A 14,134-nucleotide genomic window follows, 5' to 3' on the forward strand; every position below is an offset into this window, starting at 1 on the left:
CGCGCGGCGGCCGCGCCCTGTCCGACCGGCCGGAGCCCTACGTGCGCCGTGCCCGCGCCATCGTGCCGCCCGTGGTCGCCGTCCTGCTGGCGCTCGTGCTCCTCGTCTCGGGGCTCGGCGTCGTGCCGGCCGCCGTCGGCCTCGTCGTCGGAGCAGCGGCCGGCCTCGCCGGGGCCGCGCCTATCGGACGCGCCTGGTACCGCTCCGAGGAGCCCCGGCGTCGCGCGGCCGAGCGCCTGCAGGAGGAGGTCCTCGCGCACGAGCGGGCCCTGCGCGCCTACCCCGACCTCATGGCCGCCTACAGCGCGCGCCTCGCCCGGCTCGAGGAGCTGCGCCGCCGATTCGAGGCCGACGCCTACGCGCCCGATCTCGTCGCCGAGGTGCCCGGGCCCGCGTCCGAGGCGCTGCGCGCAGCCGTCGCGCAGGAGGAGACCGCGCGGGAGCTGATGGAGCTCGGCCCGTCCTACGCGTTCTGGAACGGCGTCGCCGTGCCGCGCTCGGGCGACGCGATCGACCACCTCGTGCTCGGACCGCAGGGGCTCGTGGCGGTCGAGTCGGTGCCGGGGGGATCCGCCGCCGCCACGGATCCGTCCGCCCGCGACGCCGCGCTCCGCAGCCTCGACGCCCGCGCCCGTGCGCTCGCCCGCGAGATGGAGGTGCCCGTCGTCGGCCTCGTGCTGTCGCTGCCGTCCGGCGTCCTCGGCGCCGCGCCGGTCGTGCTGCACGCGGCCGACGACCCGCACGCGATGCCGGCCTACGCGGTCGCCCGCACGCTCCTCGCCGACCACGTGGCCGCGGGCCTGCCGGGCCTCAACGCGATGGATCCGGAGCGCCTGCTCGCGGTCCGGACGCGCCTGGTGCTCGACGCGCGCTTCGTCTGACGCCGCGACCCGATGCCCGGAGCAGGGCGGCGCTCAGCGGGGGAGCGGCACGTCCAGCTCGCCCGCGCGCACCATCCACTCGACCGCCTCGCGCGCGGCCTCCTCGCTCGTGAACCGCGGCGCGTAGCCGAGGACGTCACGGGCCTTGTCGATGCTCGCGACGTGGCTGCGGCTGAGGTGCTGCCAGCTGGCGTCGGCGTGATCCTCCTCGGTGCGGGCGCGGAACCCGTCCCAGTCGAGGTGCTCCAGCTCGGGCTCGCGGCCGAACCAGGCTGCGGCCGCCCGGGCGAACCCGCGCACGGAGAGCGCGCGCTCGGACACGGCGTGGAAGCTCTCGCCGACGCTCGTCTCGCGGTTGGCGATGGCGAGCTGCACGACCTGGGCGACGTCGTCGGCGTGCACGTGGTGCATGGTCTCGCTGCCCGATCCCGGCACGGCGAGCGGTCCGCCGGTCGCGAGCGCCGTCCACACCGCGGGGTCGAGGTTGCCGACCGGGGTGATCACGGGCCAGCCGCCGCCGCTGATGTGGCCGGGGTGGACGACCGTGGACGGCACGCCCCCGGACCTGGACTCCGCGATGAGGTAGCGCTCGATCTCCGCCTTCTGCACGCCGTACTCGCCGAAGGGCTCCTTCGGGTCGTCCTCGCGCAGCGGCAGGGCGGTGCTCAGCCCGTGGGTCCAGATGCTGCCGATGTGGACCAGGTGGCGCACGCGGCCGCGCAGCCCCTCCACGAGGTGGCGCGCCGACGCGGGCGTGAAGCAGACGAGGTCGACGACGACCTCGGGGGACAGGGCGGCGATCCGGTCGGCGAAGGTGCCTGCCGCGTCCTCGGCGTCGCGGTCGACGCGCACGCGCTCGACGCGGTCCCAGAGGGGCGACTCGCGGTAGGGCTCGCGCGTGCCGCGGCTGACGGCGACGACGTCGTGCCCGGATTCGACGAGTCGGGGGACGAGGAAGGTCCCGATGTGGCCGGTGGCTCCGATGACGACGACGCGCATCCCGTCACCCTAGCGGCGTGGCGGGCGGCCGACCGGCCCGGGGATCAGATCCAGCCGCGCTTCCGGAACGCCGCGTAGAGGACGACGCCCATCACGACCATGAGGCCGAGCGCGAGCGGGTACCCGTACGTCCACTTCAGCTCCGGCATGTGGACGAAGTTCATCCCGTAGATCGTGCCGACGAGGGTGGGCGCGAAGAGGATCGCCGCCCAGGACGAGATGCGCTTCACCTGGTCGTTCTGCGCGAGGCTCGTCTCGGTGAGCTTCTTCATCTCGTCGTTCTGGCGCTGGCCGACGAGCGTGGTGTGCACCGTGAGCGCGTTCTGCAGCAGGGTGCGGAACGCGTCCGCGCGCTCGGCGACCCGGATGACGTGGTCGTGCACGTCGCGGAATCCGCGGCGGAGCTCGAGGTCCACATCGCGCTCCTCGGCCCGGCGGCGGAGGTCGTCGAGGATGGAGCCGAGCGGCGCCGTCGCCCGCTGGAACGCCGTGACCTCGCGCATCAGCGCGTAGATGCGGCGGGAGACGTCGGGGTCGGCGCCGAAGATCTGGTCCTCGATCTCGTCCACGTCGTCCTCGAGTCCCGAGGCGACGGGGCCGTACTCGTCGACGACCTGGTCGAGGATCGCGTACATCACGGCGCGCGGGCCCAGGGCGAGGAGCTCGCGGTCCTCCTCGAGGCGGTGGCGGACGGCGGCGAGGTCCGGCGACTCCGCGTGGCGGATGGTGACCACGAAGTCCGGCCCGACGAAGACGTGCAGCTCGCCGAACTCCACGCGCTCGTCCGCGTCCACGTAGCGCGCGGGGCGGAGAACCACGAACCAGGTGTCGCCGTAGCGCTCCATCTTGGAGCGCTGGTGCCCGCTGAGCGCGTCCTCGACCGCGAGCGGGTGCAGGCCGAACTCGGCGGCGACGCGGTGCAGCTCCTCCGGGTCCGGCCGGTACAGCCCGATCCACGCGAGGCCCTGGCGCTCCCGCATCACCTCGAAGGTCTCGTCGAGGCTCTCCGGATCCGCGGTGCGGACCCCGTCCACGTACACGGCACTGTCGACGACGGTCATGGCATCTCGCTCTCGGGTCCACCAGGCGACCCGGGCGAGGGCCGAGTGCGACTGTAGCCGTGCCCCGCCGCGAAGAGCCCGGGATACGAGGAAGAGCCGGTCGGATCCTGGTGGATCCGACCGGCTCTCGTGTGTGTCCGAAGGGGGACTTGAACCCCCACGCCCTAATACGGGCACTAGCACCTCAAGCTAGCGCGTCTACCAATTCCGCCATCCGGACAGGATGTGCGGCCCGCCGTCTCCGGCTGCCGAGAGACGACATTAGCACGGCTCGCGGGCCCTCCCGACCACCCGCGGGCGGGACGCATGCACGCGGCCTCGATAGCGTGGACCCATGACCGACACGCTCCCCGACGACCTCGACGCCACCGCCCGGATCGCCCGCGACCTCATCCGGTTCGACACCACCAACCACGGCGAGGGCCGTTCGGAGGGGGAGACGGAGGCCGCCGAGTACGTCGAGCAGCACCTGGTGGACCTGGGCCTGAAGCCCGAGCTCATCGACGCCGCGCCCGGACGCACGAGCGTCCTCGCGCGCATCCCGGGCCGCAACCGCGACAAGCCCGCGCTGGTCGTGCACGGCCACCTCGACGTCGTCCCCGCCGACCCCGCGAACTGGACGGTCGACCCGTTCGGCGGCGTCATCCAGGACGGCATGCTCTGGGGTCGCGGCGCCGTCGACATGAAGAACATGGACGCGATGATGATCACCGCGCTGCAGGAGATCATCACGTCGGGCCGCGCGCCCGAGCGCGACCTCATCATGGGCTTCTTCTCCGACGAGGAGGCCGGCGGCGTGCTCGGCTCCGCGTACGTCGTCGAGAACCGGCCCGAGTGGTTCGCGGGCGCGACCGAGGCGATCAGCGAGGTCGGCGGCTACTCCATCGACCTCGCCGGGAAGCGCGCCTACCTGCTCCAGACCGGCGAGAAGGCGCTCGTCTGGGTGCGCCTCGTCGCCACCGGCACCGCGGGCCACGGCTCGCAGGTCAACCGCGACAACGCCGTCACGCGGCTCGCGGGCGCGGTCGCGCGGATCGGCATGGAGGAGTGGCCGGTGCACCTCACCGACACGACGCGCCAGCTGCTCGACGAGATCGCCCGCATCGTCGGCCAGGACCCGACGCAGGTCACGCCCGACGACCTCGCGATCGCCACCGGCACCGCGTCGAAGTTCATCGCCGCGACCCTGCGCACGACCACGAACCCGACGCTCCTGCACGCCGGCTACAAGCACAACGTGATCCCGGACACGGCCTCGGCGCTCATCGACATCCGCGTCCTCCCGGGCGAGGAGGAGGCGGTGCTGGCCCGGGTCCGCGAGCTCGCGGGCGAGGGCGTCGACGTGCAGATCGTGATCCAGGACGTCGGGCTCGAGAACCCCTTCGAGGGCCCCCTCGTGGACGCCATGGTGGCGACCCTCGGCGCGCACGATCCCGAGGCCGAGGTGCTGCCGTACATGCTCTCCGGCGGCACCGACAACAAGGCGCTCAGCCGGCTCGGGATCACCGGATACGGCTTCGCGCCGCTCAAGCTCCCGGCCTCCATGGACTTCCCGTCCATGTTCCACGGCGTCGACGAGCGGGTCCCGCTCGACGCACTAGTCTTCGGGAGGCAGGTCCTCCGCGACCTCCTCCTGACCTACTAGAACCGAGCCCCAGGTGGGCCACCCGACACGTGGAGCGCACGCTTGAGCTATCTCGAGGCGATCATCCTGGGCCTCGTCCAGGGTCTGACCGAATTCCTGCCCATCTCCTCGAGCGCGCACCTCCGCATCGCCGGGCTCTTCATGGGCGGCGACCCGGGCGCCACGTTCACCGCCATCACGCAGCTCGGCACCGAGCTCGCCGTCGTCGTGTTCTTCCGCAAGCGCATCGGCAAGGTCCTGTCGGCGTGGTTCCGCTCGCTCCGCGGGGGCATGCCGAAGGGCGACCCGGACGTGCGCATGGGCTGGCTCGTCATCATCGGCACGATCCCCATCGGCATCGCGGGGTACCTCTTCCAGGACACCATCCGCTCCACGTTCCGCTCGCTCTGGATCGTCGCGATCGTGCTCATCGTCTTCGGCATCCTGCTCGGCCTCGCCGACCGCTACAGCCGCAGCGACCGCCTCGAGAAGGACATGACGTACGGGCACGGCGTCAGCATCGGCATCGCGCAGGCCCTCGCGCTCGTGCCCGGCGTCTCGCGCTCCGGTGCGACCACCACCGCGGCGCGCGCCTTCGGGTACTCGCGGCCGGTCGCGGCGGAGTACTCGTTCCTCCTCGCCGTCCCCGCCGTCTTCGGCAGCGGCCTGTACGAGCTCGTGAAGAGCTTCGACGAGACCGGGCAGGCGGGCGCCGGGCAGACCGCGGTCGCCACGCTCATCGCGTTCGTCGTGGGCCTCGCCGTCATCGCGGGGCTCATGCGGTACATCTCCACCCGCACGTTCATGCCCTTCGTCGTCTACCGCGTCGCCCTGGGCGCCGTGCTCCTGGTGCTCCTCGGCACCGGCGCGATCGCGGCCTGATCCCGTGCGCGCCTGGTCACGCCCCGAGGTCCCCGTCGTCGCGGGGGAGCCGCCCGTCCCCGCCCTGCACGACACGAGCACCGGTGCCGTCCGCCCCGCCGAGTGCACGGGCGACGGCCGCGTGGGCCTCTACGTCTGCGGCATCACGCCGTACGACGCCACCCACCTCGGCCACGCGTCCACCTACCTCGCCTTCGACACGCTGCAGCGCGTCTGGCTCGACCGCGGCTACGACGTCCGGTACGTGCAGAACGTCACCGACGTCGACGACCCGCTGCTCGAGCGCGCGACGGCCACGGGCGTCGACTGGCGCGACCTGGCCGCCGAGCAGGTGGAGCTGTTCCGCACCGACATGGAGGCGCTGCGGATCCTGCCGCCCGACTCCTACGTCGGCGTCACCGAGGTCGTGGACGAGGTCGCGTCCGCGGTCGCCGAGCTCGTCCGACGCGGCACGGCCTACCCGGTCGCCACGCCCGACGCGGCCGAGGACGGCGCTCAGGACCTGTACTTCGACGTCGCCCGCGCCAGCGACGCGGGCCCGTGGGAGCTCGGCGACGAGAGCGGCTACGACCGCGACACCATGGCCGTGCTCTCGGCCGAGCGCGGCGGCGACCCGGAGCGGGCCGGGAAGCGCGACCCGCTGGACCCGCTCCTGTGGCGCGTCGAGCGCGCGGGGGAGCCCGCCTGGGACAGCGCGGTCGGCCGCGGCCGACCCGGATGGCACATCGAGTGCGCCGTCATCGCGCTCCGCAAGCTCGACCGGCCCGTCACCGTGCAGGGCGGCGGATCCGACCTGATCTTCCCGCACCACGAGATGTCCGCCGGCCACGCCGCGGCGCTCACGGGCGAGGACTTCGCGTGCGTCTACGCGCACAGCGGCATGGTCGCGTACCAGGGCGAGAAGATGAGCAAGTCGCTCGGCAACCTCGTGCTCGTCTCGCGCCTGCGGGCCGCGGGCGTGGATCCGCGCGCCATCCGCCTCGCGCTCCTCGCGCAGCACTACCGCGCCGACTGGGAGTGGACCGACGCGCTCCTCGCAGAGTCCGTCGCGCGTCTGGCCGCCTGGGACGCGTGGGCCGCCGACGCCACGACGCTGTCCGACGCCGACGCCGACGCAGGGGAGCCCGGTGAGCTCGTCCAGCTCGTGCGCGAGCGCCTCGCCGACGACCTGGACACCCCGGGCGCGATCCTGCTGCTCGACCTCCGCGTCGCGACGGGCGTGCCCGCGACGACCGCGGAGATCCGGACCGTCGACGCGCTGCTCGGCGTGCGGCTCGGAACCCCGGCGGCCTGATCCGCGGGCTGCCCGCCGTCCTCCGCGGAGGAGGTCCGGGCGCGCCCCGCGGCCCCTACTGGTCCTTCGGGTCCTTCGGCCGCCAGGGCTCCTCGGGCCGGTCGTCGCCGCGTCCGCGCGGCCCGTCGCCCCGGCGGAGGTACTTCTCGAACTCCTGGGCGATGGCCTCGCCGCTCGCCTCGGGGGAGTCCACCGTGTCCCGGGCCTGCTCGAGCTGCTGGATGTAGGACGCCATGTCCTCGTCCTCGCCCGCGAGCTGGTCGATCCCGGCCTCCCACGTGGCGGCCTCCTCGATGAGCTCGCCGCGCGGGATGACGACGTCGACCATCTCCTCGAGCTTGTCGATGAGCGCGAGCGTGGCCTTCGGCGACGGCGCGCTGTGCACGTAGTGCGGCACCGACGCCCAGAGGGAGACCGTGGGCATGCCCATCTCCTCGGCGCGCTGGGCGATGATGCTGAGGATCCCGACGGGGCCCTCGTACGTGCTCCGCTCGATGCCCAGCTCGGCGCGCACGGCCGCGTTCTCGCTCGTGGAGTAGACGGATATGGGCCGCGTGTGCGGCACGTCGGCGAGCAGCGCGCCCAGCAGCACGACGCCCTCGACGCCCGCCGCGCGCGCGGCGTCCAGGACCTCGGCCGTGAACGCCGTCCAGTGCCTCGACGGCTCGACGCCGAGCAGGAGGTGGATGCTGCCGCCGTTGTCGCCGCTCACGCCGAGCTGCGCGTCCGCGGCGAGGTCCTGGGCGGGCCGACGCGGGTCCTTCGGGCCGTAGAGCGTGGCGCCGGGCCACTCGAGCTCGCGGGTGCCGTCCTCCGCGAAGCCGATGGTGGGGCGGTTGAACTGGAAGTCGAAGTAGTCCTCGGGATCCACCGACGACACCGCCTCGAGGTCGAGGAGCTCCTTCAGCGCCCGGACCGCCCCGCTGGCGGCCTCGCCCGCGTCGTTCCAGCCCTCGAAGGCGACGACCAGCAGCCGTCCGCTCACGAACCTCTCGGCATCCGCCACGTGACTCCCGTTCCGTCTCGCCCGCTGGCCGCCCGGCCGGCGGTCATCGTACGATCCTAGGACGCACCGCCCCGCCGGTAGACTCGCTCCCCGTGATCAGCAACAGACCCGCGGCCGTCCTCTGGGACATGGACGGCACCATCGTGGACACGGAGCCCTACTGGATGGTGGCGGAGGAGGCGCTGGTCGGCTCCTTCGGCGGCACGTGGACCCACGAGGACGGGCTGCGGCTCGTCGGCAACGGGCTGCCCGACTCGGCGCGGATCCTCCAGGAGGCGGGCGTCGACCTGCCCGTCGGGGAGATCATCGACCGCCTGAGCGACCGCGTCATGGAGCAGATCCTCGTCGAGGTGCCGTGGCGCCCGGGCGCGCGTGAGCTCCTCCGCGGGATCCGCGAGGCCGGCATCCCCACCGCGCTCGTCACCATGAGCATCGGGCGCATGGCGCGACAGGTCGCCGACGCCGTGCCGTTCGACGCGTTCGACCACGTCGTCGCCGGCGACGACGTCACGCACAGCAAGCCGCACCCCGAGGCCTACCTCGCGGCCGCCGAGCTGCTCGGCGTCGACATCCGCGACTGCGTCGCCATCGAGGACTCCGCACCGGGCGTCGCCTCCGCGACGGCGTCGGGCGCGACCGTCATCGCCGTCCCGCACCACGTCCCCCTCCCGGCCGACGACGCCTACGCCCTCTGGGACACGCTCGCCGGCCGCACGCTCGCCGACCTCGAGGCCGCCCACGCCGAACGCCGCGCCACGGCGCCGATCCGCGACGGGGTGGACGCATGACCGTCGACGCAGCAGCCGCGCGCTTCAGCGGACCCTTCCGCGCGGGCGACCGCGTGCAGCTCACCGGCCCCAAGGGCCGCCTCAACACGATCCTGCTCGAGCCCGGCAAGGTGTTCCACACGCACCGCGGCATGATCGACCACGACGACCTCATCGGCCTCCCCGACGGCAGCGTCGTGAAGAACAGCGCGGGCATCGAGTGCCTCGCGCTCCGGCCGCTGCTCTCGGACGTCGTCATGTCGATGCCCCGCGGCGCCGCGATCATCTACCCGAAGGACGCCGCGCAGATCCTCGGCCTCGCGGACGTGTTCCCCGGCGCCACCGTCGTGGAGGCGGGGGTCGGATCCGGCGCCCTCTCCATGTGGCTGCTGCGGGCCCTCGGTCCGACCGGCACGCTCCTCTCCTTCGAGCGCCGCGAGGAGTTCGCCGACGTCGCCCGTGGCAACGTCTCGAGCTACTTCGGCCACAGCCCGGAGAACTGGTCCATCACCCTGGGCGACCTGGCGGAGGCGCTGCCGACCGTCACCGAGCCGCACTCCGTGGACCGGGTCGTGCTCGACATGCTCGCGCCGTGGGAGTGCGTCGACGCGGTGGCCGAGGCGCTCACGCCCGGCGGCGTCCTGCTCTGCTACGTCGCCACCGTCACGCAGCTGTCGCGCGTCGCCGAGGCGCTCCGCGACTCGGGGCTGTTCACGAACCCCGACGCGAGCGAGACCATGATCCGCGGCTGGCACGTGGAGGGCCTCGCCGTCCGCCCCGAGCACCGCATGATCGGGCACACGGGCTTCCTCATCACGGCCCGCCGCCTGGCGCCCGGATCCGTCCTGCCGCAGCTCAAGCGCCGGGCGTCGAAGACCGACTTCAGCGACGAGGACATGGAGGCCTGGACCCCCGGGTCCCTCGGCGAGCGCCGGGTGAGCGACAAGGTCCTCCGCAAGCGCGTCCGCATCGCGGAGCACGGCGCCGAGCTCGCGGGTGCGCGGGACGCGGCTGTCGCGGGCGACGGCGTCGACCCCGACGACGCGTCCGATGCGCCGGAGCGCACCGACCCCACCGCCTAGGATGACAGGGCCGATCACGCGGGTGCGTGTCGGCCGCCCCCACCATCGAAAGAGGAGTCACGTGCGCCGTTCCGCCGCGCTCACCGTCTGCGCAGGGCTCGTCCTGACGCTCGCCGCCTGCAGCCCCTCCGGCTCCGGATCCGGCGACGCGGCCGGCTGCACGCCCCTCGCGAAGCCCGGCACGTCGTCCAGCACGGTCACCGCGACGGGCGACGTGGGCAGCGCGCCCGCGTCGGTCGCGTTCCCCACGCCGCTCAAGCCGTCGGGCGTCGAGGTGTCGACCCTCGTCGAGGGCGACGGCGCGCCCGTGGAGCCGCACCAGGGCATCACGGCAGCCGCCTCCATCGTCGACGGCAAGACCGGCGAGGACCTCGCGGCCTACGCCCGGATCGCGCCGAACGCCCGCACCACCGGCTCGCCGCTGTTCACCCCGGCCTCCCTGCACGAGTCGCTGCCGTACCTCGAGGACGCGATGACGTGCATGCCCGTCGGCTCGCGGCTCGCCGTGACGGTCCCCGTCTCCACGGTCTTCCCCGGCCAGGACCTCTCGGCCCAGGGCCTCGAGGCCACCGACGGCCTCGTCCTCATCGTCGACATCACGTCCTCCTTCCCGGAGAAGGCCACCGGCGAGCCGCGGCCCGCCCAGGCCGGCTTCCCGTCCGTCGTCACGACGGACGACGGCGTCCCCGGCATCACCATCCCGCCGAGCACCCCGCCCACCGAGTACCGCGACGCGCTGCTCCGCGCGGGCGACGGCGCCGAGGTCGGCGACGGCGACACGGTCACGCTGCAGTACACCGGCGTCGTGTGGGGGACGAGCACGTCGGCCGAGAGGCAGGCGGTGTTCGGATCCAGCTGGACCGGCGGCGGCCCGCTGCAGGTGCCCGCGACGGCCACCACGACCGCGCCCTCGACGGGTGCCGCCTCCGCGCTCGTCGTCACGCCGGGCCTCGCCAAGGCGCTCGTCGGCAAGCACGTCGGCGACCAGGTCATCGCGGTCGTCCCCCCGGGCGACGGCTTCGGCGACCAGGGCTCGGCCAAGGTCCCCGCCGGTTCCACGCTCGTCTACGTGGTCGATATCCTCGGGACCAGCACCACCAAGTAACGACGCATCGCCACCGGCCGGGGGCTGCACCGACGTGAGGACCACCGCGTGCCCGACTCATCCCGCCGACCCGCCGTGCCGGTCGAGGAGCGCCTGTTCAGCCTCGTGCTGGCGCTGCTCGCGACCGAGCAGGGCCTGACCAAGAACGAGGTCCTCTCGAGCGTCCAGGGATACCGGCAGCGGTACCGCGCCGGCGGCGACAACGCCAACCTGGAGCGCCAGTTCGAGCGCGACAAGGACGACATCCGCGACCTCGGCGTGCCGCTGGAGACCGTGGAGGCGCCCGGCCAGGAGGGGAACAACCAGCTCCTGCGCTACCGGATCCCGCGGGGCGCATACGAGCTGCCCGCCGACCTGTCCTTCACGCCCGAGGAGACGACGCTCCTGAACCTCGCCGCCATGGTGTGGCGCGAGGGGTCGCTGTCGGGTGAGTCGCGGCGCGCGCTCATCAAGCTGCGGTCGCTCGGCGTGGAGTCCGACGACCCGGTGATCGGCTACGCGCCCCGGCTGCGCACGCGGGAGGCGGCGTTCGCGCCGCTCAGCGTGGCGCTCGAGCGGCACGTGATCGTCACCTTCGGCTACCTCAAGCCGGGCGAGCGCACGGCCCGGATCCGCACCGTCGCCCCGCTCGCGCTCGTGCAGCACCAGGGCCGCTGGCACCTGCACGGGATCGACCAGGATGCCGACGGGCCGCGCACGTTCCTGCTGTCCCGCATCGTCGACCGCGTGCGCGTGACGAGCCGCGGCTTCGTCCCCGAGGGGGAGGACCACGCCGAGCGCGCCCTCGCCGACCTCGACCGCGTGTGGGCGAACGGCGTGGGCGAGGTCGCTGTGGCCCCCGGGTCCGACGCGGAGATCCGCCTGCGCCGTCGCCGCGGCACGGAGGACCTCGGGAACGGCCGCCTCCGCGTGCACTACTCCGACACGAACCTCTTCGCCGACGAGGTCGCGGGCCTCGGCCCCGAGGCGCGCGTGATCGCGCCGCCCCGGCTGCGCGACGCCGTGCGCGCCCGGCTCGCCGAGACCATCGCCGCCCACCGGGAGGACGCCTCATGACCGACCGCGCCGCGCCGCTCCAGGCGCAGGACAAGCTGGCGTTCCTGCTGGCCCTCGTGCCGTACCTCACCGATCACGGCCGGGTCAGCGTCAGCCAGGCGGCCGCGCACTTCCGGGTGCCGCCCGAGCAGATCCGCCAGGCCGTGCGCCTCATCGCCGTGTCGGGCGTGCCCGGATCCACGTCCTCCTACCAGCACGGCGACCTGTTCGACATCGCGTGGGACGACTTCGAGGACAACGACCAGATCGTCATCACGCACATGGTCGCGATCGACGACTCGCCGCGCTTCTCGGCCCGGGAGGCCGCTGCGCTCATCGCCGGCCTGCAGTACGTCTCGTCGCAGGCGGACGCCAGCGACCTGGACCTCGTCGGCCAGCTCATGGCGAAGCTCGCCCGCGGGTCGTCGGCGAGCCCCAGCCAGGTCGCCGTCGCGGCCGGCGGGGGAGACGGCACGCGCGACGACCTCCGCCGCGCGATCGCGGACGCGCGCCGCGTCGAGTTCGACTACCGCAGCCCGCGGGGCGGCACGGAGCGCCGGGTCGTGGATCCGCTGCGCCTCGAGTCGATGGACGAGGACTGGTACCTGCGCGGCTGGGATCTGGCCCGCGGCGCCGTCCGCACCTTCCGCCTCGACCGCCTCGACGAGCTCGTCGTCACCGACCTCCCGCCCGAGCACCGGCCGCAGGACGTGGTCCTCGGCGACACGCTCTTCGAGCCCAGCCCCGACGACCTGCGCGTGACGCTCGAGGTCGCGGAGTCCGCCCTGCCGCTCCTCGGCGACTTCGTGGGGGACGAGCGGCCGGAGCCCGTCGCCGGCCGGCCGGGTCGCGTGACCGTGACCGTGCGCGTGGCCCACTACCAGGGGCTCGTCCGGCTCGTCGCGGGCATGGCGGGCGTCGTGGTCGTCACGTCGCCGCCGGAGGCCAGGGCGGCCGTGGCCGACTGGGCCGCACGCGCCGCGGCCGCCTACGACGACGCCGGCTGAGCGGCTGCACCGAGCGATCCGGGCCCGGCCTCCGAACATCATCGCAACGGGAGGCCGTCGCCGCGGACCAGCGGTCGGGCGAAGGGAATTCCGCATGAACCGTGACGCCGCACAGGGTGTCCTGGAGGGTCCCGAAGGTAGACTCCCCGTGGATCCCGACAACGACCGTCCGGCCCCTCCTGACCTAAGGAATGTGAACCACATGCTCGGAAACGCCTTCAGCGGCTGGCACCTCGTCATCATCCTCGTCGTCATCGTGCTGCTCTTCGGTTCCACGAAGCTGCCCGCCCTCGCCAAGAGCGTCGGCCAGTCCATGCGCATCTTCAAGGGCGAGGTGAAGACCATGAAGGAGGAGAGCGGATCCGACCGCCGCGACGACACGCGCGAGGAGAACCGCCGCCGCGACGAGGAGCGCTACCGCGGGGACGACCGCGACGCCGCCCCGCGCGACTACGTCCGCCCCGGGGAGTCCCGCGTCGACGAGCCCCGCTACGACGCCCCGCGCTACGACTCCCCGCGCGACGGCGGGGACTCCCGCCCCAGCGCCTGATCCGTGAGCACCACCGAGCGTCCCCGCCAGAGGAAGCGCGACGCGGAGGGGCGCATGTCCCTCGTCCAGCACCTGCTGGAGCTGAAGAAGCGCCTGTTCATCGCGGGCGTCGCGATCGTCATCGCGATGGTCGCGGGGTGGTTCCTCTCGTCGTTCGTCCTCGAGGCGCTGCGTCAGCCCATCGAGACGATCAACGCGGAGCAGGGCCGCAACGCGAGCCTCAACTTCCCGACGATCACGTCCGCGTTCGACCTGCGCCTGCAGATCGCACTGTACGTCGGCCTCATCCTCTCGAGCCCCGTGTGGCTCTACCAGGTGTTCGCCTTCCTCGTGCCCGGCCTCACGAAGACGGAGCGCCGCTACACGTTCGGCTTCTTCTTCTCCGCCGTGCCGCTGTTCCTCGCGGGATGCGCGGCCGGCTGGTTCGTGCTGCCGCACATCGTCGCGCTGCTCACGCAGTTCGCGGGCGCGGGCGACTCGTCCTTCATCACGGCGCGCGAGTACTTCGACTTCGTGCTGAAGCTCGTGTTCGCGGTGGGCATCGCGTTCGTGCTGCCGGTGTTCCTCGTGCTGTTCAACTTCATGGGGATCCTGTCGGGCGCGACCATCATCCGGTCGTGGCGCATCGCCATCCTGCTCATCGTCCTGTTCTGCGCCATCGCCACTCCGGCCGCGGACGTGATGTCGATGTTCCTGCTGGCGGTCCCGATGACGCTCCTCTACCTGCTCGCTGCGGGCATCTCGCTGCTGAACGACCGCCGTCGGGCCCGCAAGGCCGCCACGATGGCGGACGACCTGCTGGCCTGACCCGCGCGGCCCGGACGCCCGTCCCGCGAGGGGC

The 14,134-nt window shown here is 73.2% G+C and carries 14 protein-coding genes and 1 tRNA gene; 11 read left to right on the forward strand and 4 right to left on the reverse strand.

Translation table 11 applies throughout. The features are described 5' to 3' along the window. Positions 1-881, forward strand: an 881-nt coding sequence (locus DZG00_RS00990) for a nuclease-related domain-containing protein (protein ID WP_147359901.1), incomplete at its 5' end; no start/stop codon positions are given. Between the two features lie 33 nt (positions 882-914). Here the strand turns inward: DZG00_RS00990 and DZG00_RS00995 are convergent. The 3 genes from DZG00_RS00995 to DZG00_RS01005 all read right to left on the reverse strand — a co-directional run bounded on the left by DZG00_RS00995 (position 915) and on the right by DZG00_RS01005 (position 3,161). Next, positions 915-1,880, reverse strand: coding sequence for an NAD-dependent epimerase/dehydratase family protein (locus DZG00_RS00995; RefSeq protein ID WP_119381596.1), 966 nt, complete (start codon positions 1,878-1,880; stop codon positions 915-917). A gap of 44 nt (positions 1,881-1,924) precedes the next feature. Continuing rightward, positions 1,925-2,941: a magnesium and cobalt transport protein CorA gene (locus DZG00_RS01000; protein ID WP_119381597.1), complete on the reverse strand. Its 1,017-nt coding sequence runs from the start codon at positions 2,939-2,941 to the stop codon at positions 1,925-1,927. Between the two features lie 134 nt (positions 2,942-3,075). Further along, positions 3,076-3,161: transfer RNA gene (locus DZG00_RS01005), tRNA-Leu, on the reverse strand. A gap of 114 nt (positions 3,162-3,275) precedes the next feature. On the opposite strand from DZG00_RS01005, the gene DZG00_RS01010 reads away from it, so the two are divergent. From DZG00_RS01010 to mshC, 3 genes are read left to right on the forward strand one after another with little or no spacing between them, the layout of a single operon-like run. Beyond that, complete coding sequence (locus tag DZG00_RS01010) at positions 3,276-4,586, forward strand: M20/M25/M40 family metallo-hydrolase (RefSeq protein ID WP_119381598.1); 1,311 nt, start codon at positions 3,276-3,278, stop codon at positions 4,584-4,586. Between the two features lie 42 nt (positions 4,587-4,628). Continuing rightward, positions 4,629-5,447, forward strand: coding sequence for an undecaprenyl-diphosphate phosphatase (locus DZG00_RS01015; protein WP_086513507.1), 819 nt, complete (start codon positions 4,629-4,631; stop codon positions 5,445-5,447). Between the two features lie 4 nt (positions 5,448-5,451). Continuing rightward, positions 5,452-6,741 carry a cysteine--1-D-myo-inosityl 2-amino-2-deoxy-alpha-D-glucopyranoside ligase gene (mshC, locus tag DZG00_RS01020; RefSeq protein ID WP_119381599.1) on the forward strand — a complete coding sequence of 430 codons (1,290 nt, stop codon included), beginning with the start codon at positions 5,452-5,454 and terminating at the stop codon, positions 6,739-6,741. Positions 6,742-6,796: 55 nt separating this feature from the next. Here mshC and DZG00_RS01025 read toward each other — a convergent pair whose 3' ends face one another. Then, positions 6,797-7,747 (reverse strand): PAC2 family protein, encoded by a 951-nt coding sequence (locus DZG00_RS01025; RefSeq protein WP_119381600.1) that lies wholly within the window; start codon positions 7,745-7,747, stop codon positions 6,797-6,799. Positions 7,748-7,839: 92 nt separating this feature from the next. Here DZG00_RS01025 and DZG00_RS01030 point away from each other — a divergent pair, with 92 nt between their 5' ends. The 7 genes from DZG00_RS01030 to tatC all read left to right on the forward strand — a co-directional run bounded on the left by DZG00_RS01030 (position 7,840) and on the right by tatC (position 14,100). Next, positions 7,840-8,535: an HAD family hydrolase gene (locus DZG00_RS01030; RefSeq protein WP_119381601.1), complete on the forward strand. Its 696-nt coding sequence runs from the start codon at positions 7,840-7,842 to the stop codon at positions 8,533-8,535. After that, a complete protein-coding gene (locus DZG00_RS01035) occupies positions 8,532-9,596 on the forward strand; it encodes a tRNA (adenine-N1)-methyltransferase (protein WP_119381602.1) in 1,065 nt (354 codons plus the stop codon). Before DZG00_RS01030 ends, DZG00_RS01035 begins: the two co-directional genes overlap by 4 nt. Before the next feature lie 61 nt (positions 9,597-9,657). After that, on the forward strand, positions 9,658-10,701 hold the full coding sequence (locus DZG00_RS01040; protein WP_119381603.1) for an FKBP-type peptidyl-prolyl cis-trans isomerase: 1,044 nt from the start codon (positions 9,658-9,660) through the stop codon (positions 10,699-10,701). Positions 10,702-10,749: 48 nt separating this feature from the next. After that, the gene (locus tag DZG00_RS01045) at positions 10,750-11,757 is read left to right on the forward strand and encodes a helix-turn-helix transcriptional regulator (RefSeq protein WP_119455315.1); all 1,008 of its coding nucleotides are present in this window, start codon (positions 10,750-10,752) and stop codon (positions 11,755-11,757) included. Further along, on the forward strand, positions 11,754-12,743 hold the full coding sequence (locus DZG00_RS01050) for a helix-turn-helix transcriptional regulator (RefSeq protein ID WP_119455316.1): 990 nt from the start codon (positions 11,754-11,756) through the stop codon (positions 12,741-12,743). Before DZG00_RS01045 ends, DZG00_RS01050 begins: the two co-directional genes overlap by 4 nt. A gap of 202 nt (positions 12,744-12,945) precedes the next feature. Further along, on the forward strand, positions 12,946-13,293 hold the full coding sequence (tatA, locus tag DZG00_RS01055; protein WP_119381236.1) for a Sec-independent protein translocase subunit TatA: 348 nt from the start codon (positions 12,946-12,948) through the stop codon (positions 13,291-13,293). Between the two features lie 54 nt (positions 13,294-13,347). Beyond that, the gene (gene tatC / locus DZG00_RS01060) at positions 13,348-14,100 is read left to right on the forward strand and encodes a twin-arginine translocase subunit TatC (protein WP_119381237.1); all 753 of its coding nucleotides are present in this window, start codon (positions 13,348-13,350) and stop codon (positions 14,098-14,100) included. The last annotated feature ends 34 nt before the right edge of the window (positions 14,101-14,134 follow it).

Source organism: Clavibacter lycopersici (assembly GCF_003576405.1).
GTDB lineage: Bacteria > Actinomycetota > Actinomycetes > Actinomycetales > Microbacteriaceae > Clavibacter > Clavibacter lycopersici.

Coding starts and splice junctions, on each gene's coding strand:
- DZG00_RS01010 (WP_119381598.1), top strand. CDS start 3,276: ATGACCGACACGCTCCCCGACGACCTCGACGCCACCGCCCGGATCGCC.
- DZG00_RS01035 (WP_119381602.1), top strand. CDS start 8,532: ATGACCGTCGACGCAGCAGCCGCGCGCTTCAGCGGACCCTTCCGCGCG.
- tatA (WP_119381236.1), top strand. CDS start 12,946: ATGCTCGGAAACGCCTTCAGCGGCTGGCACCTCGTCATCATCCTCGTC.
- tatC (WP_119381237.1), top strand. CDS start 13,348: ATGTCCCTCGTCCAGCACCTGCTGGAGCTGAAGAAGCGCCTGTTCATC.
- DZG00_RS01000 (WP_119381597.1), bottom strand. CDS start 2,941: ATGACCGTCGTCGACAGTGCCGTGTACGTGGACGGGGTCCGCACCGCG.
- DZG00_RS01050 (WP_119455316.1), top strand. CDS start 11,754: ATGACCGACCGCGCCGCGCCGCTCCAGGCGCAGGACAAGCTGGCGTTC.
- DZG00_RS00995 (WP_119381596.1), bottom strand. CDS start 1,880: ATGCGCGTCGTCGTCATCGGAGCCACCGGCCACATCGGGACCTTCCTC.